Source organism: Paenalcaligenes sp. DL 463, from assembly GCF_057475185.1.
In genome coordinates this window covers 55244-75917 of record NZ_JBYBKX010000003.1, presented here as the reverse complement: position 1 = coordinate 75917, position 20674 = coordinate 55244, and the positions used below count along the sequence as shown (strand labels likewise).

Here is a 20674-nt window from a genome sequence, read left to right as displayed (position 1 = left end):
TATAAACCTTAAATTTGACGAATAGCTATAAAAACCAGTTGGCTCAGGATAGTGTAGTCGCTAAGCCTTTCCAAAACGTGTGCAGTTGCCATGCTCGATCTTTCAGCGTGGACAGGCTTGTGGCAGCATCATTAAGAATAATATCGTCAGCTGCTTGCAAGCGCTGCTCACGTGTGGCTTGCACCTTCATGATACGCTCAATGGCGGGTATCGTCAGCTGACTACGCGCCTGTACGCGCTGAATTTGTGTGGCGGGATCGCAATCCACAACACAGATCCTATCGACCCGATCTCTCCATGTCCCATTTTCGACGAGCAAAGGCACTACCACCACAACATAACACCCTTGCGCCTGAATAATTTGGCGATTTGTAACGTCGCGAATCAAAGGATGTAAGATTGCTTCAAGGCGACGCCTACGTTGAGGCTCTGAAAATACGTACTCACGCATTTTAGCCCTGTCCATGGCGCCCTCTGGGGTTATAAATTCGGCACCAAACTGGCTTCGTATGGCCTCGATGGCCTGGCCCTGCGCTATGGTCAATGAATGCGCAATAAGATCAGTATCAACCACGGTAGCACCCCATTGCTCAAAAAACTGAGCAACCTTTGTTTTACCGGACCCAATACCACCTGTTAAGCCAATTTTAAGCATAGATATGTGCAAGTTTAATGCATTCTTAGAAGCCATTACTGTAACGCAGGCAGCCCCAAAATGCTGATTAAATAACCAATGCATAGATAAGGGCCAAACGCACAACTGCCCTGCGGTAACCATCGTCGCTGCCAAATTAACTGCACCAACCAACAACTTAAGCAGGCAAACAAATAACTAAATAACGCTGCCTTCAGCGTAGGCAAGCAAGCGACTAAGGCAATATAAAGCTTTACATCACCCAAGCCTATTAACGGCGCGTCGGCCACGTATCGACCTACAACGTACGCGCCATAAGCCAACACGGCCACCCACAACACACTTAACACTGAATTCACGTCCATTATTGTGGGAAAAAACCACCCCATCAATACGGCCGATAGCAATAAGGGCAGGCACAACACATCGGGAAGCAGGTATGATTTGAGATCAATACACGATAAAAAGATCAATAGCGTTACGACCCACGCATGCCAACCTAGCAGGACGATAAAGGAGGCATTTAACGTTGACGCCAGGAAAGCCCAACGATACATAAAAGTGCTTAACACCACCAAAACAAGGGCTACGGCCACACAGCATACGTAGCGGTGATAGCGCGCTAAGGCCCAACCGTATTGCATCGATAGCAACTGGCTGGGTTTTAATGCCTGCATGATCGAGTGAACAAAGGTACGCCGATTAGGCTCAAACCCCGCTATAACTAAAGCCTGATAACAACACGCGCAGCGATATGCTACCCAAAACACGGCACAAAAATAGGCCAAACACACCATATACAGCATCGTTACGCTTGCTCCTCATTAAGCGCTTATAATTCTCTTACCCAACCCTGCATGTAGCATGCACTCTTCATTAGCCTCTTCGTTTAGGAAATCACGATGCCTATCGCCATACTCAAAAAACACCGCTCAATCACAACAGTGAGTACCTTGCTGGCGGGAATGCTCATGGTTGGTTGTGCTCAAAACCCAATGGCGCCAGACTATAACGATGCCAACATCGCTCGTGACAGCACCATTACCGATGCGCAAAACAAAGCCCGCGGCCGTGAGCAAGCCAAAGCCGCGTCACAGATTCAAATGGGGTTTGGTGATAATGCGAAAGCAGAGGTTGCGCAAACGGCCGATCAGGCCGTGATCGAAGCGCGTCAAATTCGTGAGTTGCTTGAAGCCCGCACTTTTCTCGGCACGATTAGTTGCCCCAGCACCAACGTACATTGCACACCACAACGTACGACATTGACGACAGCACCCTCAGGCGTATGGAGAATGAAGCTCGAAGCAGTGGATGACTCGGCGCAAGCGCATCACCTTACCGGCTGCTGGTATCCTGTCGGTACGGCGCCCACTCGTATTATTTTGCAAACCAGTGATGAGGTCAGCATCGCCGAGCTTAGCTTCCTGAACGACCAACAGTTACGTGTACATTCATTCAATCAAGTGCGCCCTACGCTAGAAACGTTCTTACGTCGTCAGGCGAATATTGAGCCCATTCCCGAACTTGATAACACCCCTGCCCCACAGTGCCATAGCGCACAATAAAATTTGGCTACGTGCACGTCAACGCCCCTTTTATTTAGGGGCCTTTTTTTTATCGGATAGGTCACCGTTTTTTAAAGTGAGCGAGTCGTCGTCATCATCCTCGACCTGAGCCATTGGCTCAGCCACACTGGGGGAATCCGTCCTACCTGAGTCGGCATAGTTTGGCGAGGACGACAGCAACAAACCCGTTAGCTCTACCGCATTTCGTACTTCAAATTTTTTAAAGATACGCGCACGGTAGGTTTCTACGGTGCGTTGCGAAATACCGAGTTCGGCCGCGATCACTTTATTCGCCCACCCTTTGATCAGCAGTGCCTTAACATCGCGCTCACGTATCGTTAACAACGCAAACGCTCGATTTAAACAAAAATGACGGTCTAACGACATACAAACCTCTCTGAAGTAGTAGAAGCTGTATTTTTTCAGAAACGTTTTGTTACGTCTATCCGCTAATTTAAGTAGGACAAATTTGTCCACATGCAAAAACACGTAGCGAAAGCAGATCGAGGCGTCGCCTTATCTTTTATATTTCTAAGTTATCAATGAGGCGGGTATCACCTAATTTCGCAGCGGCTAAGGCCACTAAGGGCTCGCCAGAGACAAGCTCTTCATTGTTGGGAATCAATAGGTCTCGTTGACGGCGCAAAGCGAAATAATCAACTTCCCACCCTTCGGCCTGTAAGCGTCGAGCGGCCTCTTGCTCGATCTCTGCCACATTCGTTGCGCCCCCTAAAATTTGCTGCTTCACCGCAGTCAAACAAGCATAGAGTTGTGGGGCTTGAACGCGTTGCTCGTCGCTTAAATAGCGGTTACGCGAGGACAGGGCCAAACCATTATCTTCCCGCACCGTTTCATGGGCCAAGACCTCGACCGGCAACTGAAACTGCCTGCACATATTACGCACCACCATCAATTGCTGGTAGTCTTTTTTCCCGAACACCGCCACTCTGGGCTGCACACAGGAGAACAGTTTTAAGACAACGGTGCTGACCCCTTCAAAGAAACCAGGGCGAAATTCACCCTCGAGTATGTCGCCTAAATCATCAGGGGGTTGCACCCTGAAACTTTGCGGCTCTGGGTACATTTCTTTTTCGGTGGGAGCAAACAGCACATACACATCACGCGCAGCTTCGAGCTTATCGATATCGTTTTGCAGCGTACGGGGGTAAAGATCAAAGTCCTCATTAGGACCGAACTGTAAGGGATTCACAAAAATGCTGGCCACCACTGGATCACCATGCTGACGTGCCAGGCGCATCAATGAAAGATGGCCCTCGTGTAAATTCCCCATGGTGGGCACAAAGGCGACACGTGTTTGGCCTTGCAAATGATCTCGTAACTCTTGAATAGTATGTACAACTTTCACAAAAAACTCCGATACCTAACTACGACTATTGAATCACTTCGTCTGCCGTGCGGACAAAAGCAAGTCGTACATAAATAGGGTCATAAGGCGCAGCCTGAGTAATCTGCACTAGCGATTCTCGGACCAACTCGAGCATGGCAAGAAAATGCACCACGATAATCGCTACCGTGTCACCTTCAGCAATACGCTCGCTAAACAGCTCATTAAATTCTAAAAACTGAACGTCATGTAAACGACGAAGGATTTGACTCATGTGATCACGCACCGATAACTGCTCGCGCGTAATCATGTGATTACGATTAAGCTGAGCCCGTCGCATAATGCCTTGCCACGCATCACGAAGCTCATCAGGATCGACGTCGGGCAACAGTTTCTCGACATACACATCTAAATAAGCCTGCGCACGCTTAAAATCACGGTCAAGTCTGGGCACGGCGTCAAGCTGCTGTGCAGCCAGCTTCATTTTTTCGTATTCCAGCAGACGTCGCACTAATTCGGCCCGTGGATCATCGACCTCTTCGCCGGAGTCTGCCTTTTTGACGGGAAGCAGCATTCTGGATTTAATCTCGATCAGAACAGCAGCCATCAATAAGTATTCGCCCGCAAGCTCGAGATTAGTGCGACGGATTTCTTCTACGTACGCCAGATATTGCCCCGTTACTTGGGCCATGGGAATATCAAGTACGTTGAAGTTTTGCTTGCGTATTAAATACAGCAGTAAGTCCAGAGGCCCTTCAAAAGACTCTAAAAAAATCTCAAGGGCATCAGGTGGTATGTAGAGATCTTGGGGAATCGCAAACAAAGGCTCGCCATATAGGCGAGCCAAGGCCACATGATCGACGTCGTGAGTTGTAGATTCCGAAGCCATCAGGCCAGAAGCTAAACCATCCCCTGTCGTCTCAGACATCAAACCATCTTACTTGTTTTCGTAATACACATAGGCAGGTTGAGCGACGCGGCCGGCTCGATACCCTTCTTGCAGCTCGGGATCGATGTGTTTATCCCATAGTCGACCACGCCCTTCTCGCTGGCGTACTTCAGTTTCTGGATTTTGCTTTTTATAGGTGTTGAGAAACTGAGTGATCTCAGATTCGAAATTTTTTGCCATAATGACTATAAAGTTTAGTGATGGGTTACACGATTAAGCTTCGAGTGTACTTCAAACCGGCTCATAAATAGAGTAAGGCATGCAAACAGACCATAAACGTGACACCGTAGCTGCAGACCCCACTTTATCAAAAACCGAACAACGCGCTATTCGAATGATCCCATATATCGTGGGATGCGCATTATTTATGCAAATGCTGGACGCAACCGTCGTGGCCACAGCCTTACCCACCATGGCGGCCGACCTTAACACCAGCGTCATCCGCATGAATGCCATTATTACCAGCTACTTACTTGCCGTAGCGGTGTTTGTTCCGGTCAGTGGTTGGGCTGCGGACCGATTCGGCGCCCGCCGCATTTTTTTGGCTGCCATCCTGTTGTTCACCTTAAGCTCGGTTGCGTGTGCAGCATCACAAAGCCTAGAGCAACTGGTTGCTGCCCGTGTCGTACAGGGCCTAGCCGGTGCCATGATGGTACCTGTAGGCCGTATTATTTTACTACGACGCGTACCCAAAACTGAACTACTACGTGCCATGTCGGTATTAACCTTACCCGCGCTATTTGGTCCCATACTGGGCCCGCCCGTGGGTGGCTTTCTGGTGACCTACACCACCTGGCACTGGATATTTTTAATGAATATTCCCGTGGGTATTCTTGGGATTATTTTGGTCTTAAAATTTATTCGTAACGACTACCCTATTAGTGCCCAACGTTTAGATTGGGTGGGTTTTCTACTCAGCAGCATTGCTCTGTCCACCTTGGTAATCAGTTTCGAATCCATTGGCCACCCCACCATGCCATTGAACCTATTAGGAATACTGTTTACGGTCGGACTGCTTAGCGGCCTGAGCTATATCTGGTACGCACGCAGAGCGCTTAACCCCATTATTGATTTGTCTTTATTAAAAAGCCGCAGCTTTGCCATTTCGGTTCTAGGCGGAAACCTGTGTCGCTTCTCCTTAGGGGCCGTGCCCTACATGTTAGCTATCTTGCTTCAGGTCGGCTTTGGCATGTCGGCTTTTGCCGCAGGAATGGTCACCTTCACCAGCGCCGTGGGTGCACTAATTATGAAGCCCATTGCCCCTTTTATTATTCGACGCTTCGGCTACAAGCACGTTTTAGTCTATAACGCCTTGTTAACAGGCTTATTTATTATTCTCTGCGCTTGGTTTGATATGAACACCCCCCTTTGGTGGATGTCGGTGATTCTGGGCATAGGCGGAATTTTTAGATCATTACAATTCACTGCCGTGAACACCCTAACCTATGCAGACATCGACGCCGTTTCCATGAGCCGAGCCAGTACCTTTGCTTCCATGGCTCAGCAACTGGGTATCAGTATTGGCGTTGCCTGCGCTGCGGTCACCTTAAATTTGAGTATGCACTGGCGTGGTGGCACAGCCGTGACCACCACCGACCTGTTTTGGGGCTTCATGGTGATCGGACTTGTCACGGCATTATCCAGCTTGTCATTTTTGCGGCTGCACGGCAATGACGGCGACTCGTTGCAAACGCCTTCCAACTAGTGGCGGATTGTGGCGCAACGCGACGCGCCCGCACACCCGGAAGCAGCTTCCTGCTTTTGTCGCTAACTTGGCTTAAAATTGCGTAATTAACCCATTAATAACGATTAATTAGGAACTTTTATGTCAATGCCCCCAGCTTGTCCTACCTGTACAATGGAAAATACCTATCAGGACGGCGAACTCTATATTTGCCCTGACTGCGCACACGAATGGCCCACCGTTGCTGTCGACACCACAGACGAAGACGATAGCCCCGCCATTAAAGACGCCCACGGCAACGTCTTAGTGGACGGCGACGATGTCTATTTAATTAAAGACTTACGCGTCAAAGGTTCCTCAACCACACTAAAGAAAGGCACCAAAATTCGCGGCATTCGTATTATTCCCAGCGATCATGAAATCAGCTGTAAAGTGGATGGCATCAGTTACGAGCTCAAAGCAGAGTTCATGAAAAAAGGCTAAGAAGCACCGGGTATTAACATCACTAATTTACAATCTGCCCGGACTGCCAACCTGAAGGTAAACTGCTGAAAGTGCAGCACGCCGTCTTGAGGGTGGTTAAAACTACGTAGACCACCCTCTCGTTCAATAACGGTTTGGCGCCCCCACCACTGTGCAAAAACCTCACTTTCGCTCAATAGCTCGTCGAGTAACGCATTCAACTCAGGCTCACCCGCGTGCGCACCGACATCGGCTCGAAACTCACTGACCACTCGTGTTGCTCGCTCATCCCAATCTACAACAAGAGAGCGAGCGGCAGGGTCAAGAAAGATATAACGCAATAGGTTGGGCTCAGGCGAGCGGTCAGGCCACCCATCAAACAAACGCAGCAACGCCCTATTACGCGCCAGTACATTCCATGTGCGATCAAGAATATAAGCGGGCGCCACGATGCTGTGCACACAGTTAGCTAACCCCAACGGCAGCTCAGCACTGGCTTCCGCATGCTCGGGATCGGTGACCTCTGCCAGTTCAAACATATAGTGTCGTTCAGCGCGCCCCAACCTTAAGGTGGATGCTAACCGCGCACATACCGTAGGTGAAATCGCAATATCACGTCCCTGCTCTATCCAGGTGTACCACGTAACGCTAATGTCACACAGTTGCGCGACTTCCTCTCGGCGCAAGCCCGGCGTACGCCGACGCCCGCCCGCCGGCAGCCCCACACTTTGAGGGGTGGTGCGCTCTCGGGCACTGCGTAGAAAATCGCCCAATGCTCGCCGTCGAGACGACGCGGAGTCGCTGCTGGAAGACGTGGACTTTGCACTGGGCATACGCTTAGCCTCGCAATACACTCGCCAACGAGCGTTTCACTTCTGCTTCGTCTCTTCCTGATCGCTCAATATAGTCTTGCAGCTGATCAGCTCCGATGTGCCCAACATTAAAGTACTGAGATTTAGGGTGGCTAAAATAAAAACCAGAAACGCTAGAAGCGGGGTACATGGCAAAACCGTCAGTTAATTGCATGTCGATGTCTTCGCATTGCAAAACGTCGAACATATCGCCTTTCACCACGTGCTCTGGGCATGCTGGGTAGCCCGGTGCTGGTCGTATGCCTTGATACTTCTCGTCGATAAGCGCTTCGTTGTCCAGACTTTCTTCAGGCACATAACCCCACAAGTCAGTTCGTACCCGTGCGTGCAAGCATTCGGCAAAACCTTCAGCGAAACGATCTCCTAAGGCTTTAAGCATAATGTCAGAATAATCATCACCCTGCGCCTGAAAGCGTTCAGAGTGCTTTTCGATATTCAAGCCACCGGTCACAGCAAACATACCGATGTAATCGATAATGCCTGTTTCTTTAGGCGCGATGTAGTCGGCTAAACATTTGCTGTCTACCCCTTCACGTTTCACGGTTTGCTGACGCAAATTACGCCAAGTGAACAACACCTCAGAGCGGCTTTCATCGCTATACACCTCGATGTCTTCGCCATTGACCGAGTTCGCCGGATAAAACGCAATCACACCGTTTGCTTGTAACCAGCGCCCATCGATAATCTTCTTGAGCATTTCCTGACTTTCTGCAAAAAGCGTTCTAGCCTGCTCTCCGACCACCTCATCATCAAGAATACGCGGATAACGGCCAAATAGGCTCCATGTTTGGAAGAAAGGCGTCCAATCAATGTACTTGGCAATCTCGGCTAAGTCGTAATTGATAAAAGTTCGGCGACCAATGAATTTCGGACGTGGTGGCGTATAGCCCGTCCAATCAATTTGGGGTGCGTCGGCACGGGCCTGTTCGAGCGACACCAAAGGCGTCTCTTTGCGATTAGCATGACGCGTACGAACCAACTCGTACTCGTCTGCCAACTCTGCCAAGTAGCGCTCACGAGAGTCGGACATTAACTGCGTCGCCACGCCTACCGAACGGCTGGCGTCAGGCACATAAATGACCGGACCGTCGTAATTCGGTGCGATTTTTACCGCGGTATGAACGCGACTGGTTGTGGCGCCGCCAATCAACAATGGCATTTTTTTGTCGCGGAAGTAAGAGTCGCGCTGCATTTCTGAGGCCACATACCTCATCTCTTCTAAGCTAGGTGTGATCAGACCCGACAGCCCAACCATGTCAGCGCCTTCTTCTTTCGCTTTCTCAAGAATTTGGGCACACGGCACCATGACCCCCATGTTCACAACATCGAAGTTATTACACTGCAACACCACGGTCACGATGTTTTTCCCGATGTCGTGCACGTCACCCTTAACGGTAGCAATCACGATCTTGCCTTTAGAGCGGACATCGCCACCCGCCGCCTCAATTTGACGCTTTTCCTCTTCAATGAAGGGCACCAAGTGCGAAACAGCTTGCTTCATGACCCGGGCTGATTTCACCACTTGGGGCAGGAACATTTTCCCCGCGCCAAATAAGTCGCCCACCACGTTCATGCCGTCCATTAGCGGACCTTCAATAACCTGAATCGGACGTCCGCCTGTCTCTGCGATTTTTTGACGTACCTCTTCGGTGTCTTCCACAATAAAAGCGGTGATGCCGTTAACTAAGGCGTGAGTAATGCGCTCTTCGACGCTACCCTCACGCCAACGCAAGTCTTCTTCGCGCTTCGCCCCCGAGCCTTTTACTTGCTCGGCAAACTCAACCAAACGCTCGGTCGATGTACGCTCGTCATCGGGGTCTGTTTTACCGAGGGGTACCTCACGGTTTAACACCACGTCTTCGACCATGTCGCGCAGTACGGGATCGATGTCTGCGTAAACGCCTAACTGACCGGCATTCACAATCCCCATCGTGAGCCCTTCACGAATGGTGTGATACAAGAACACAGTATGGATCGCTTCGCGCATGGCCTCATTGCCACGGAAGGAAAAACTAACGTTAGAAATACCACCAGATAAGCGTGCGTATGGAAGGTTAGCCCGTATCCACTTTACGCTTTCGATAAAATCAACCGCATAATTGTTGTGCTCGTCGATACCGGTAGCAATCGCAAAGACGTTCGCATCGAAGATAATATCTTCAGGCGGAAAGCCCACCTGATTCACCAGAATATCGTAAGCTCGTTTACATATTTCGATGCGACGTTCAAGGTTATCGGCCTGACCGTCTTCATCAAACGCCATCACGACGGCGGCCGCCCCGTATTTACGGCAAAGCTGAGCATGCTTAATGAACTCTTCCTCGCCCTCTTTCATCGAGATCGAGTTAACAATGGCCTTACCCTGAATGCAGCGCAGTCCGGTTTCGATGACCTCCCATTTAGAGCTATCGATCATAATAGGGACGCGAGAGATATCCGGCTCGGAAGCAATTAAGTTTAAAAACTTATGCATGTTCGCCACCGAATCCAACATGCCTTCATCCATGTTGATATCGATAACTTGCGCGCCATTTTCTACCTGCTGACGGGCTACAGATAACGCCTCTTCAAACTTCTCTTCACGAATGAGGCGTAGGAACGCTTTACTGCCCGTTACGTTGGTTCGTTCACCAACGTTCACAAACAAACTTTGCTCGTCAATATTCAGGGCTTCTAAACCCGATAAGCGAGTTTGTACCGGAATGGTCGGAACCGTACGCAAAGGCAGGTCTTTGACCTGCTTAACAATGGCAGCAATGTGATCTGGCGTGGTGCCGCAGCAACCTCCCACCATATTGACGAGACCAGAACGCGCAAACTCTTCAAGCAGGCTAGAGGTATCGGTTGGGGTTTCATCAAAGCCCGTTTCCGCCATGGGGTTCGGCAGCCCCGCATTGGGATAGACACACAAATAGGTATCACAAATTTTCGAAAGCTCGGCAATGTACGGGCGCATTAACGCGGCCCCTAAGGCACAGTTCAATCCAATCGTTACCGGGCGGGCATGGCGAACAGAGTTCCAGAAGGCCTCGACGGTTTGCCCCGACAAAATACGACCCGACGCATCAGTCACCGTGCCCGACACCATAACCGGCAAGCGGATACCACGCTCTTCAAATACGCTCTCTACCGCAAAAATAGCCGCTTTTGCATTCAGCGTATCGAAAATCGTTTCAATCAAAATGATGTCGACCTGACCATCGATAAGCCCGTTTAACTGTTCGGTATAGGCTTCGCGCAATTGTTCGAACGTAATATTACGCACTGACGGATCATTCACATCGGGCGAGATGGAGGCGGTTTTAGGTTGCGGGCCTAAAACTCCCGCCACATAGCGCTTACTACCATTTGACTGGAACTCGTCACACACTTTACGAGCGATCTCAGCCGAAGCCCGATTCAGCTCGTAACCAATGCCGAATAATTCGTAGTCACCCTGAGCCACTTCGGTGGCCCCAAAGGTGTTGGTACAAATGACATCCGCCCCTGCCTCAAGATACTGGCGATGGATTTCCTCGATAATGTCGGGGCGCACAATCGACAACAACTCGTTATCGCCACGTACGTCTTTGTGATGATCTTTAAAACGCTCGCCACGAAAGTCATCCTCGCTGAGCTTATATCGCTGAATCATCGTGCCCATCGCGCCATCAAGAATGACAATGCGCTCGGAAAGCAGGCGCACAAAATCGCCAGCACGGGTATACGAAGAAATGGGGTAAGGAATGGCGGGATAAGACACGGAAAAATCCTAAAGATCGCAAAGACAAGACGGTAAAATAAAAGCAAAAGCACCAGAGCTCGGTGCATTCACCACACAAACCACAAGAATCAAGCGAAGAAAGCACAAATAACGGCCTGTATTGTAACCTTTGACCTTGCACGTGCTACATTCCCCTTGCGCAATAAGGTGCATTCTTTCTAGTTGTATGGTCTTTTAGCCAAATCTAAGGTTAACACCATCTCTGCACCGGGAAACGTCAGGCTATGTATTCCCTATATAGCCCTAAATCGTGCTGCCCCCGCAACGGTACTCATGCTTATGGCATGAAAGCCCGACACCGAACCTTTTTGCCACCTGACTGATCCGCAGCCCCTCTTGGGCGTGGATGCTTTTTATTAACGGTGTGCGGGGACGCGCACCTTACAGGGTTCAATATGTTGTCATTTTCTACTCGGCACACAGCCGCCGCTTTGGCCTGTTTGCTTCCTTGGTCTATTTCTGCCCAAACAAGCGCTTCCGTTTCTCAACTCGATAATGTGGTCGTAACCGCTAGCCGAACGGCGCAATTACAAAGCCATGTGATCGGTGACGTCAGTGTGATTGACGCGGCCACCATTCAACGAGCAGGTCAAAGCAGTGTGGCCGAGTTACTGTCTCGCCAACACGGTATTGAGATATCAAACAATGGCGGGCCGCAAACGCAGACCAGCCTTTTTATACGCGGTAACGAAAGCAAGCACACCTTGGTATTGATCGATGGCGTGCGCATCAACAGCAGCATCCAAAATTCCGTTAACCTAAATGCGATCGATCCAGCGCAGATTGAACGTATCGAAATTGTACGAGGCGCGGGAAGTAGTTTATATGGTGCCGAAGCCATTGGCGGCGTCATCAACATCATTACTAAAAAAGGCAGCGCCGACGACGCCACCACCTTGTGGGCAAACATCGGAATGGGCTCGCAAGATACGTTTAGATCTAGCGCGGGTTTTTCTGGCTCAGCCAAGGGGTTTAACTACAGCTTAAGTGGCACACTCGCTGACAGCGACGGCTTTGACGCCACGAACCCCAAAGCAGACAGCCACACCCGAAACGCCGATACCGATGGCTACCGCAGCCATAGTTTAAACGGGAATATCGGTTACGCGTTTAACGACGACCATCGCCTTGACGCCCACGTGTTTAGCTCGCAAATAGACGGCGATTACGATGCCGGTGGCATCCACATTCTGCAAGATAATGCCATCACCCACCAGCAAGCTTATGGCATTTCCAGCACAAACCGATTAACCGATTTCTGGACAAGTCGACTTAGCGTGAACCAAACTCGAGAGTCCGTCGAGTCACGGTCTCCTAATTCTTTTTACTTTAATCGTTACCAAAGCACCCTACGGAACTATGCGTGGCAAAACGATTTCAAAATCGGTGCTAACCAACAACTAACGGCGTTAATTGAACACACTGAAGAGCGCGTAGAAGACGGGCAAGACTTAGCTGTGGATAAACGCCACACTAATTCAGCCGCCTTAATCTACAACGTGAATAGCGGAGCCCATCGCGCGCAGCTTAGCCTGCGTCATGATCATTTATCGTCGCAAGCCAACCGCACAACAGGAGGGATTGGATACGACTTCGATATTTCCGACGCTTGGAGCGTGGGTGCTTCCTACAACACCGGCTTCAAAGTGGCAGATTTCACTGCACTGTATGGACCATGGGGGCCTAACCCTGACCTGAAACCCGAGACCTCTCAAAACGCAGAAGCTCGTATAAGCTATCAGCACAGCACGGGAAGCATTCGAGCGGTAGTTTATGAGAACCGCATCAAAAATTTAATACAGTACGTGACGCTAAACCCCATCACATACGAAAGCCAATACCAAAACGTAGGAAAAGCGCGTATTCAGGGCCTCTCGCTAACCATGGACCAGCGCTTCAACAAGCTAAACCTCTGGGCCAGCGCTGACTTCACTAACCCGCGTAACCGTACAACGGATGAGCGCTTACTACGTCGTGCCGCCCAAAACTACAAACTGGGGGCCGACTACACCCACCAACAACTGCGCTTGGGTGCCGAGTTCTCATGGACGGGTCAGCGCACTGATTTCGGTGGAGCCGTCCTGAAGCACTATCATCTACTGAACCTCACGGCCGAGTACCCATTAAGCAAATCCATGACAGCCCAAGTGCGGTGGAATAACGTATTCAATAACGACTACGAGTTAGCACATGGCTACAACACGCTCGGATCCACCGTATTTGTGAATCTGGCTTGGCGCCTCTAATCAACACAACTTCCGTTTGTGAAACCGTTGCATTCCAAAGTAAAAGGGGCCGCGCCCTTTTTGCTTTGCTACCCGATACGAAACAACCCGATGAGCGAGAGGCATCCATGAGTTTCTTTCGAGCTTCACAAGTCAAAAGCGGTATGCGCTACACCGTGGTGGCGTTGTTGGCTGCGTTAGCGTTCGGCCACACCACCCAGGTGCTAAGCGCTTCCGAAGACCCAGTTCAAGAAAGGCACGTCTCGGGTGTTGTGGCACCTTCCTCTCTCGGCCCCTTTACTCGTGCTGTTAGCCTCGCCCCCCATGTGACGGAGCTACTGTATGCAGCAGGTGCTGGCGATTACCTTGTTGCGACGGTTGCCGCCAGCGACTTTCCTGAATCGGCTCAATCGTTGCCACGCGTAGGCACGGGCATTACTCTGGATAACGAACACCTTATTAGCTTAAAGCCTGACATCGTGCTGGCATGGCAACCATCGGCTGCTGCGATTGCGTTGTCACCCAGCCTGCAAAGCTTAAACATCACGCAGGCTTATTCTGCTCCACAACGCTTAGCAGACATCCCTTCTGAAATACGCCGTTTCGGTCGTTTATTCCAAACCGAACACGTGGCCATTGCTAGCGCTGAAGTCTTAGAGAGGCGTATTCAAGACCTTGATAAGCGCTATCGCCACGCCAAGACGATTTCTGTTTTTATCGAGGTGGGTAGCGAGCCCCTATACACCATTGGTGGCGATACGCTGATTAACGATGTATTGGCCACCTGCGGTATCCATAATGTGTACGGCCGTCGCCTAGCTGGGGCTCCGCAAGTCAATGCCGAAGCGCTACTCATCAAGAACCCGACGATGGTGTTGCTCACCTTGCGAGACCCCGTCGAGATCGAGTCACGCCAGCGTTACTGGCAAGGTCTGCATCTTCCTGCTGCGTTGTCGCAACGCGTTTATAATATTGATCCTGATATCCTCTACCGTCCCGGGCCACGTTTGGTCGACGCCGCTACCCAGCTCTGCCACATTGCCGAAGCACTACGTTAGAATGGATGATCCTTTACCGGTTTTTCGTATTATTTACCGCGCGCATTGCTCAGCTTCATGCGTGCCTCTTGCTGCACAGCACCTATCATGACCTTTCAGACACCGTCAGACCCTTTTGTCATCGCGGGAAAAACGTATCAATCACGCCTTCTTGTGGGCACGGGCAAATACAAAGATTTTGATGAAACGCGTGAGGCGATCGACGCCAGCGGCGCCGAGATCATTACCGTTGCTATTCGTCGCACGAATATTGGCCAAGACCCCAATCAGCCTAGTTTGCTTGATTACCTGCCACCCTCTCAATTCACCTTGCTACCCAACACGGCAGGTTGTTTTACAGCCGACGACGCTGTACGCACCTTACGATTAGCACGTGAATTATTAGACGGCCATAAACTCGTAAAACTTGAGGTACTGGGGGACGCCAACAACCTGTTTCCCAACATGCCCGAAACCCTCATTGCTGCAAAAACCTTAGTGGATGATGGTTTTGATGTCATGGTGTACTGCGCTGACGACCCCATTCAATGCAAGATGCTTGAAGACATTGGTTGTGTAGCCATCATGCCATTAGCGTCGCTTATTGGCTCCGGCATGGGTATTATTAACCCTTGGAATTTGCGCTTAATCATCGATCAGGCCACGGTCCCAGTATTAGTCGACGCGGGTGTAGGCACCGCATCCGACGCCGCCATTGCGATGGAACTGGGCTGCGATGGTGTGCTGATGAATACCGCCATAGCAGGTGCAGCACACCCTATACGCATGGCAACCGCCATGAACCAAGCGGTAAAAGCTGGCCGCAATGCCTATTTGGCTGGGCGAGTCCCTCGCAAGTATTACGACGCTGACCCCAGCTCTCCTACCGAAGGCCTCATCCACTCTCGTTCTTAATCGATATTATGATACCTAGTACTCTGACTATTGCGGGCATCGACCCCTCTGGTGGCGCCGGCGTTTTGGCCGATGTCAAAGCGATGAGCGCTCTGGGCGCTTATGCCAACGCGGTCGTTGCCGCACTGACTGCTCAAAACACCCAAGGACTAACCGGCATCTTTCCGGTGGATCCTGCCTTTATCACCCAGCAAATCGACACCTTATTTGACGATGTACGGATAGACGCCGTCAAAATTGGCATGCTGGGCCAGCAGCCAGTAATTCGTGTAGTCAGTGACAGCCTTGCCAAGTGGAAACCTAAACACGTCGTGCTGGATCCAGTGATGGTGGCAAAAAGTGGCGACCATCTACTGGAAACCGCTGCGGTTAACGAGATGCGCGAATCCCTTATTCCGCAATCGACGGTGATCACGCCCAATCTACCGGAAGCGGGGGTACTGATCGAACAGCGTGCCGCCGAGTCCGTCAAAGAGATGTACCGCATCGCCGAAAAGCTGCACGGTTTATTCAACCACAACGATGAGCGCTGGGTACTGTTAAAAGGTGGCCACCTGCCCGATAAAGACTGTACCGATATTTTGTACAACGGCGACAAGATGATAGAAATGCCCGCCCTACGTATCGACACAAAAAACACACATGGCACCGGCTGTACCCTTTCAGCCGCCTTAGCCGCCCTACTGCCCCAATCCAGCGATACGGTGGTTGCGGCCAAAGCGGCTAAACAATATCTTTATAAAGCCATCGCGCGTTCACACGAACTGCACATTGGTAGCGGTCATGGCCCCGTTCACCATTTTCATCAATGGTGGCAGCCTCAAACACAGCAGCCTACCTCTTCCTAATGGCTGACGATAATGACTCGTAACTGTCCGGCCCCATCGGCGGCCTTAACCGGCATCATTGTTGCCATGCATGAGGAACTTGAGATCGTTCTGCAACAGCTTGAACAATCTTACGTGGTCGAGCGCGCAGGTATGCGTTTTCATCTGGGGCTTTTTTCCGGAGCAAACGTTGTCGCTGTGATCTGTGGCGTAGGCAAGGTCAACGCAGCGGCCTGCACACAGCTGCTAATCTCTGAGTTCAAGGTCACACAGCTTATCAATATCGGTATCGCCGGAGGCATAGGACAATCAATTGAGCCGGGTGACATCGTGATCGCTGATAGTCTTGTTCAGCACGACATGGATGTCACTGCTCTTGGCTTAGCGCCGGGACAAGTCTTTAGGCTTAACACCTTTGACTTTAAAAGTGACCCCCTACTGGTTGAGTTCGCCCAACAGGCCGCAAAGCACGTCTCAGAACACAACAGCTATACCGGACGAATTGTCAGTGGCGATCAATTTATTGCCTGTGCAGACAAAAGCCGATGGTTAGCGCACGAGTTCTCGGCCTTGGCCTGCGAAATGGAAAGTGCCAGCATTGCGCACGTGTGTTATTTGAACCAATTGCCCTTTGTTTGTATTCGTTCGATATCCGATAATGCCAACACGGGGGCTCATATGGACTTTAATCAGTTCATGCCCATTGCCGTACAAAACGCAAGCACACTACTTAGCCAGATGATCCCAGCCTGTTCAGGCTGAAAACAGACTAATACAGTTTAAACAGATACTTTTAGACGCACCTTCGGCTATCCTGACCTATAATCGAAAAACTGGAAAATCGAAAGGCCTTTGTTTTTTGGAAGTTATGAACATTCACGCACTGTCAGAACTCGAACGCGCTCGCTATTACATGATCGAGCAACAAATCCGCCCATGGCATCTGTACGATGAAAACGTACTACAGTCGTTACTCGACGTTAAGCGTGAACGTTTCGTTCCTCCCTCTATGGAGGGCATGGCGTTCTCCGACACCGAGTTACCCTTAATCGTTAACTCCATCGACACGAACGAAACCATGCTCAAGCCGGTGATCGAAGCCCGCTTAACTCAAGAGCTACAACTTAAGCCCACTGATGGCGTATTAGAGATAGGTACGGGCTCGGGCTATCAAGCCGCGTTAATGGCTAGCTTATGCCAATATGTCACATCCATCGAAGTGAACAGTACGCTTGCCGCTTTTGCCAAAGACAACCTGCTACGCAATAACGTCGACAATGTCACCGTAGAAACAGGGGACGCCCACGAAGGTTGGGGAACCACCGAATACGATGCCATCTTGCTTACTGGCTCTGTCCCCGCCATTCCCGATGCGCTCAAATACCAATTAGCCGTAGGCGGACGCCTCGTCGCGGTAGTGGGTCAAAACCCCGTCATGACAGCCATACGTATTACACGTACCAGTGCAGCAAGCTTCGAGACCGAGCCCTTGTTCGATACTATTATTAAGCCCTTGCATGGCACAGCAGTGTCGCACTTCAAGTTTTAACAATGAAATCAGCGTCTCGCCACATACAGCACTGGCTCACGACGCTTGCTCTGGTGCTAACCAGTCATAGCGCATCCAGCGCTGACTTGCTCGACATTTGGTCGTTAGCCCTACAGCATGATCCCCTTTACGCAGCGGCACAATCTGCCACGGTTGCAGATAGCGAATGGGTTAATCAAGCCAGAGCCAAACTCTTGCCTCAGCTTAGCGCTAATGCGGCTATCGCGAACACCGCCGAGCGCCAAGCCAGTAACCTGCGGCACCACCGTAGCAGCAACATCAACCAATGGGCCGTCGAATTACGACAGCCCATTATTGATCTCAACGCCTTCAAACTCTACGAGCGCTCGCAACAGCAAGCTGGCATGGCCGTCATTGCCGAGGCACAAGCGCGCCAAGATCTCGTTCTTCGGGTCGCACAAGCCTATTTTGATGTGCTGGCCGAACAAGACAGCCTACGCTCGCTACAAGCGCAACGACACGCCGTAGAACACCAACTGCAAGCGGCACAACGTTCGTTTGAGCTTGGCGGCACAACCGTCACTGACGCTCACGAAGCGCAAGCGCGGCTTGACCTACTACACGCCAATATTGTTATTGCTGAAAATGCGCTTCAAACCCAACGCCAACGCTTGCAGCAAATTATTGCTCAGCCAGCACCTGATTTAAACCCACTTCAGAATACACAATTACCAGCGCCCGAACCCGCTCGTGTTGAAGCCTGGACCACCCAAGCTGCCATTGGTAATCTCAACGTATTGCATTCTGATTTAGTCGTCGAGGCCACTCGGTCTTTACTTGAAGCAAACAAACGCGAGCACAGCCCCACGCTTTCAGTTCGGGCCCGCTCGGGCAGCGCCAGTAATACCGGTATTTATGGTCCTAACTCGGCCCCTCGGTCGATGGACAACAGCATCGGCCTAGAGCTAGAAATACCGCTTTATTCAGGCGGGGAGATTTCTTCAAGGGTGCGTGAACAAAGCTCACGGCTACAACAACACCTTTACGAACGTGAAAACGCACGTCGTTCGGCCATTGAGGCCACACAACGCTACTTTGGTGGGGTCAGTTCAGGGCTGTCGCAGGTAAGCGCCTTAGCCGCGGCGGAGCGATCAAGCCAAGCCGCTTTAGATGCCAACACCTTGGCTTATGAAGTGGGCGTGCGCATTAACATCGACGTGTTAAACGCCCAACAACAGTTATACGAAACTCAGCGCGCTCTCTCGAAAGCACGATACGACACCCTGCTAAATAGCTTGCGCCTTAAAGCGGCCGCTGGCAACGTAAGTGAAGCTGATCTGGCTGCGCTAAACCAGTTACTTAGCCCACAGCCCGAAGCGCCACCCACACAGCAATATTAATTATTCTCGTATTTTGCGCACTAAAGCAGTGGTCGAACGGTTGAATTCGAAAGGAATCGCCACGGCATCGCCGCCCCAACTGCGCACTAACGCTGTTTCGGGTAAGACTTCCATATCGTAATCCCCGCCTTTGACGATCAAGTCGGGTTTTAAGATCGCAATCAGGGCCTCAGGCGTATCCTCGGCGAAATACGTCACCGCAGAGGTTGATGCCAAGGCGGCTAACAACGCAGCCCTATCCTCGGTGCTATTTAAAGGGCGATCATCCCCCTTCCCCAGCCGACGTACTGAATCATCAGTATTGACCGCCACAACGAGGCTGGCCCCTAACGCGGCTGCCTCGGCCAAATAACTGACGTGCCCTCGATGCAAAATATCAAAGACACCATTCGTAAACACGAGTGGACGTGGCAGCTTGCCGCTTGCGATGGCGGAAACAAGCTGCTCAGGGCTGTGAATTTTTTGCTCGAAAACAGGCCGCATGAAATTAGGCAACGATTAACTGTTTGTTAAGGTCACGGCGATAGCGGTTGAGTTCTTGGGGTGATTTGAACTCTTCGCCCATTAATAACGACATATTATGCAAGATACGGCTGGAAACTTTACCTTCCCACTCTTTATCGAAACGAATTTGCTCGTCTAACCAGTGCTCTAACCAACCGGGTGAAGGCAGTTTAGATTGCACGGTATCTTGCGGGTACATGTCTTTATTCACGTGCAAATTGGTAGGGTGCAAGGCTTGGGCGGTACGGTGAGCTGACGCCATTAACACGCCAATTTTGGCAAAAGCAGCACGCGCCTCTAGGCCCACGTTATTCTGGTCCTGACGAATAGCACGACGCATATAGCGCAAGTAAGCCCCAGCATGACGCGCTTCGTCTTGCGCCACAATTTTGTAGATCGCCTGAATAACAGGTTCGGTATGCCAGTCGGCGGCGCGTCGGTACCAGTGATTTAAGCGGATCTCACCACAAAAATGCAGCATCAACGTTTCCATTGCGGGCGCAGGGTCAAACTCAAAGCGCACGTTGTGCAACTCTTCTTCAGTGGGCACTAGCTCCGGACGGAAGCGTCTTAAGTACTCGATCAGTACCAACGAGTGCTTTTGCTCTTCAAAGAACCACACCGACATAAAGGCGCAGAAATCGCTATCGTCGCGGTTATCGCGTAAGAACATTTCCGTAGCGGGCAACGCAGCCCACTCGGTGATGGCATTCATTTTGATGGTGTAAGCCTGCTCGTCGGTTAGCTTAGAACCGTCAAAGTCGTCCCATGGAATGTCATGCGACATGTTCCAACGTACTGCTTCCATGGACTTAAACAACTCGGGGTATAACATTAGCAATCCTTAAGGATAGGGCGATAGTTAAACTTTGCTACCTAGCAACTATCGTTAAGATTCAAAGCCCCAATTACCAAGGTACGCCACAAAGGATGGTCACACGACATGGCTTGGCGGGATTTGTGCAAGCGCGACTTACACAAT

The 20674-nt window shown here is 50.8% G+C and carries 20 protein-coding genes; 10 read left to right on the top strand and 10 right to left on the bottom strand.

The window, feature by feature from the left end:
• Positions 1-43: 43 nt before the first annotated feature.
• Both coaE and AC2UZI_RS11900 read right to left on the bottom strand, forming a co-directional pair.
• A complete protein-coding gene (gene coaE / locus AC2UZI_RS11905; protein WP_486944093.1) occupies positions 44-655 on the bottom strand; it encodes a dephospho-CoA kinase in 612 nt (203 codons plus the stop codon).
• 35 nt (positions 656-690) lie between these two features.
• Positions 691-1311: a prepilin peptidase gene (locus AC2UZI_RS11900; RefSeq protein ID WP_486944092.1), complete on the bottom strand. Its 621-nt coding sequence runs from the start codon at positions 1309-1311 to the stop codon at positions 691-693.
• Positions 1312-1536: 225 nt separating this feature from the next.
• Between AC2UZI_RS11900 and AC2UZI_RS11895 the strand changes: the two genes are divergently transcribed.
• Positions 1537-2199 (top strand): hypothetical protein, encoded by a 663-nt coding sequence (locus AC2UZI_RS11895; RefSeq protein WP_486944091.1) that lies wholly within the window; start codon positions 1537-1539, stop codon positions 2197-2199.
• A 30-nt stretch (positions 2200-2229) separates the two neighbouring features.
• Here the strand turns inward: AC2UZI_RS11895 and AC2UZI_RS11890 are convergent, their stop codons facing one another.
• The 4 genes from AC2UZI_RS11890 to AC2UZI_RS11875 form a co-directional block, all read right to left on the bottom strand.
• Entirely contained in the window at positions 2230-2586 is a 357-nt protein-coding gene (locus tag AC2UZI_RS11890; protein WP_486944090.1) for a response regulator transcription factor, read from the bottom strand.
• A 136-nt stretch (positions 2587-2722) separates the two neighbouring features.
• Positions 2723-3565: a pantoate--beta-alanine ligase gene (gene panC, locus AC2UZI_RS11885; RefSeq protein WP_486944089.1), complete on the bottom strand. Its 843-nt coding sequence runs from the start codon at positions 3563-3565 to the stop codon at positions 2723-2725.
• 25 nt (positions 3566-3590) lie between these two features.
• The gene (locus AC2UZI_RS11880) at positions 3591-4472 is read right to left on the bottom strand and encodes a segregation and condensation protein A (protein ID WP_486944088.1); all 882 of its coding nucleotides are present in this window, start codon (positions 4470-4472) and stop codon (positions 3591-3593) included.
• A 9-nt stretch (positions 4473-4481) separates the two neighbouring features.
• Positions 4482-4673, bottom strand: a complete 192-nt coding sequence (locus AC2UZI_RS11875) for a DUF3460 family protein (RefSeq protein WP_486944087.1) — start codon at positions 4671-4673, stop codon at positions 4482-4484.
• 154 nt (positions 4674-4827) lie between these two features.
• Between AC2UZI_RS11875 and AC2UZI_RS11870 the strand changes: the two genes are divergently transcribed.
• On the top strand, positions 4828-6198 hold the full coding sequence (locus AC2UZI_RS11870; protein ID WP_486944273.1) for a DHA2 family efflux MFS transporter permease subunit: 1371 nt from the start codon (positions 4828-4830) through the stop codon (positions 6196-6198).
• A gap of 120 nt (positions 6199-6318) precedes the next feature.
• The gene (locus AC2UZI_RS11865) at positions 6319-6660 is read left to right on the top strand and encodes a zinc ribbon domain-containing protein YjdM (RefSeq protein WP_486944086.1); all 342 of its coding nucleotides are present in this window, start codon (positions 6319-6321) and stop codon (positions 6658-6660) included.
• Here AC2UZI_RS11865 and AC2UZI_RS11860 read toward each other — a convergent pair.
• Positions 6657-7472, bottom strand: a complete 816-nt coding sequence (locus AC2UZI_RS11860) for a helix-turn-helix transcriptional regulator (protein WP_486944085.1) — start codon at positions 7470-7472, stop codon at positions 6657-6659. The genes AC2UZI_RS11865 and AC2UZI_RS11860 overlap by 4 nt on opposite strands.
• A 4-nt stretch (positions 7473-7476) precedes the next feature.
• The gene (metH, locus tag AC2UZI_RS11855) at positions 7477-11253 is read right to left on the bottom strand and encodes a methionine synthase (RefSeq protein ID WP_486944084.1); all 3777 of its coding nucleotides are present in this window, start codon (positions 11251-11253) and stop codon (positions 7477-7479) included.
• Between the two features lie 416 nt (positions 11254-11669).
• Between metH and AC2UZI_RS11850 the strand changes: the two genes are divergently transcribed.
• The 7 genes from AC2UZI_RS11850 (at position 11670) to AC2UZI_RS11820 (ending at position 19188) form a co-directional block, all read left to right on the top strand.
• The gene (locus AC2UZI_RS11850; protein ID WP_486944083.1) at positions 11670-13520 is read left to right on the top strand and encodes a TonB-dependent receptor domain-containing protein; all 1851 of its coding nucleotides are present in this window, start codon (positions 11670-11672) and stop codon (positions 13518-13520) included.
• 107 nt (positions 13521-13627) lie between these two features.
• Positions 13628-14557, top strand: a complete 930-nt coding sequence (locus AC2UZI_RS11845) for a helical backbone metal receptor (protein WP_486944082.1) — start codon at positions 13628-13630, stop codon at positions 14555-14557.
• Positions 14558-14644: 87 nt separating this feature from the next.
• Positions 14645-15451: a thiazole synthase gene (locus AC2UZI_RS11840; protein WP_486944081.1), complete on the top strand. Its 807-nt coding sequence runs from the start codon at positions 14645-14647 to the stop codon at positions 15449-15451.
• An 8-nt stretch (positions 15452-15459) separates the two neighbouring features.
• Complete coding sequence (gene thiD, locus AC2UZI_RS11835) at positions 15460-16299, top strand: bifunctional hydroxymethylpyrimidine kinase/phosphomethylpyrimidine kinase (RefSeq protein WP_486944080.1); 840 nt, start codon at positions 15460-15462, stop codon at positions 16297-16299.
• Between the two features lie 12 nt (positions 16300-16311).
• On the top strand, positions 16312-17040 hold the full coding sequence (locus tag AC2UZI_RS11830) for a 5'-methylthioadenosine/adenosylhomocysteine nucleosidase (protein ID WP_486944079.1): 729 nt from the start codon (positions 16312-16314) through the stop codon (positions 17038-17040).
• 106 nt (positions 17041-17146) lie between these two features.
• A complete protein-coding gene (locus AC2UZI_RS11825) occupies positions 17147-17827 on the top strand; it encodes a protein-L-isoaspartate O-methyltransferase family protein (RefSeq protein ID WP_486944078.1) in 681 nt (226 codons plus the stop codon).
• A gap of 2 nt (positions 17828-17829) precedes the next feature.
• Complete coding sequence (locus tag AC2UZI_RS11820; protein WP_486944077.1) at positions 17830-19188, top strand: TolC family outer membrane protein; 1359 nt, start codon at positions 17830-17832, stop codon at positions 19186-19188.
• On the opposite strand, the gene AC2UZI_RS11815 is transcribed toward AC2UZI_RS11820, so the two are convergent.
• Positions 19189-19671 (bottom strand): adenylyltransferase/cytidyltransferase family protein, encoded by a 483-nt coding sequence (locus AC2UZI_RS11815; RefSeq protein ID WP_486944076.1) that lies wholly within the window; start codon positions 19669-19671, stop codon positions 19189-19191.
• Positions 19672-19675: 4 nt separating this feature from the next.
• A complete protein-coding gene (locus tag AC2UZI_RS11810; RefSeq protein WP_486944075.1) occupies positions 19676-20527 on the bottom strand; it encodes a ferritin family protein in 852 nt (283 codons plus the stop codon).
• Positions 20528-20674 lie beyond the last annotated feature (147 nt).

Bases quoted from the DNA above. Each gene is read 5' to 3' on its own strand.
- coaE (WP_486944093.1), bottom strand. From the start codon at position 655: ATGCTTAAAATTGGCTTAACAGGTGGTATTGGGTCCGGTAAAACAAAG.
- AC2UZI_RS11900 (WP_486944092.1), bottom strand. From the start codon at position 1,311: ATGCAGGCATTAAAACCCAGCCAGTTGCTATCGATGCAATACGGTTGG.
- AC2UZI_RS11895 (WP_486944091.1), top strand. From the start codon at position 1,537: ATGCCTATCGCCATACTCAAAAAACACCGCTCAATCACAACAGTGAGT.
- AC2UZI_RS11890 (WP_486944090.1), bottom strand. From the start codon at position 2,586: ATGTCGTTAGACCGTCATTTTTGTTTAAATCGAGCGTTTGCGTTGTTA.
- AC2UZI_RS11880 (WP_486944088.1), bottom strand. From the start codon at position 4,472: ATGTCTGAGACGACAGGGGATGGTTTAGCTTCTGGCCTGATGGCTTCG.
- AC2UZI_RS11875 (WP_486944087.1), bottom strand. From the start codon at position 4,673: ATGGCAAAAAATTTCGAATCTGAGATCACTCAGTTTCTCAACACCTAT.
- AC2UZI_RS11870 (WP_486944273.1), top strand. From the start codon at position 4,828: ATGATCCCATATATCGTGGGATGCGCATTATTTATGCAAATGCTGGAC.
- AC2UZI_RS11865 (WP_486944086.1), top strand. From the start codon at position 6,319: ATGTCAATGCCCCCAGCTTGTCCTACCTGTACAATGGAAAATACCTAT.
- AC2UZI_RS11860 (WP_486944085.1), bottom strand. From the start codon at position 7,472: ATGCCCAGTGCAAAGTCCACGTCTTCCAGCAGCGACTCCGCGTCGTCT.
- AC2UZI_RS11850 (WP_486944083.1), top strand. From the start codon at position 11,670: ATGTTGTCATTTTCTACTCGGCACACAGCCGCCGCTTTGGCCTGTTTG.
- AC2UZI_RS11845 (WP_486944082.1), top strand. From the start codon at position 13,628: ATGAGTTTCTTTCGAGCTTCACAAGTCAAAAGCGGTATGCGCTACACC.
- AC2UZI_RS11840 (WP_486944081.1), top strand. From the start codon at position 14,645: ATGACCTTTCAGACACCGTCAGACCCTTTTGTCATCGCGGGAAAAACG.
- thiD (WP_486944080.1), top strand. From the start codon at position 15,460: ATGATACCTAGTACTCTGACTATTGCGGGCATCGACCCCTCTGGTGGC.
- AC2UZI_RS11830 (WP_486944079.1), top strand. From the start codon at position 16,312: ATGACTCGTAACTGTCCGGCCCCATCGGCGGCCTTAACCGGCATCATT.
- AC2UZI_RS11825 (WP_486944078.1), top strand. From the start codon at position 17,147: ATGAACATTCACGCACTGTCAGAACTCGAACGCGCTCGCTATTACATG.
- AC2UZI_RS11820 (WP_486944077.1), top strand. From the start codon at position 17,830: ATGAAATCAGCGTCTCGCCACATACAGCACTGGCTCACGACGCTTGCT.
- AC2UZI_RS11815 (WP_486944076.1), bottom strand. From the start codon at position 19,671: ATGCGGCCTGTTTTCGAGCAAAAAATTCACAGCCCTGAGCAGCTTGTT.
- AC2UZI_RS11810 (WP_486944075.1), bottom strand. From the start codon at position 20,527: ATGTTATACCCCGAGTTGTTTAAGTCCATGGAAGCAGTACGTTGGAAC.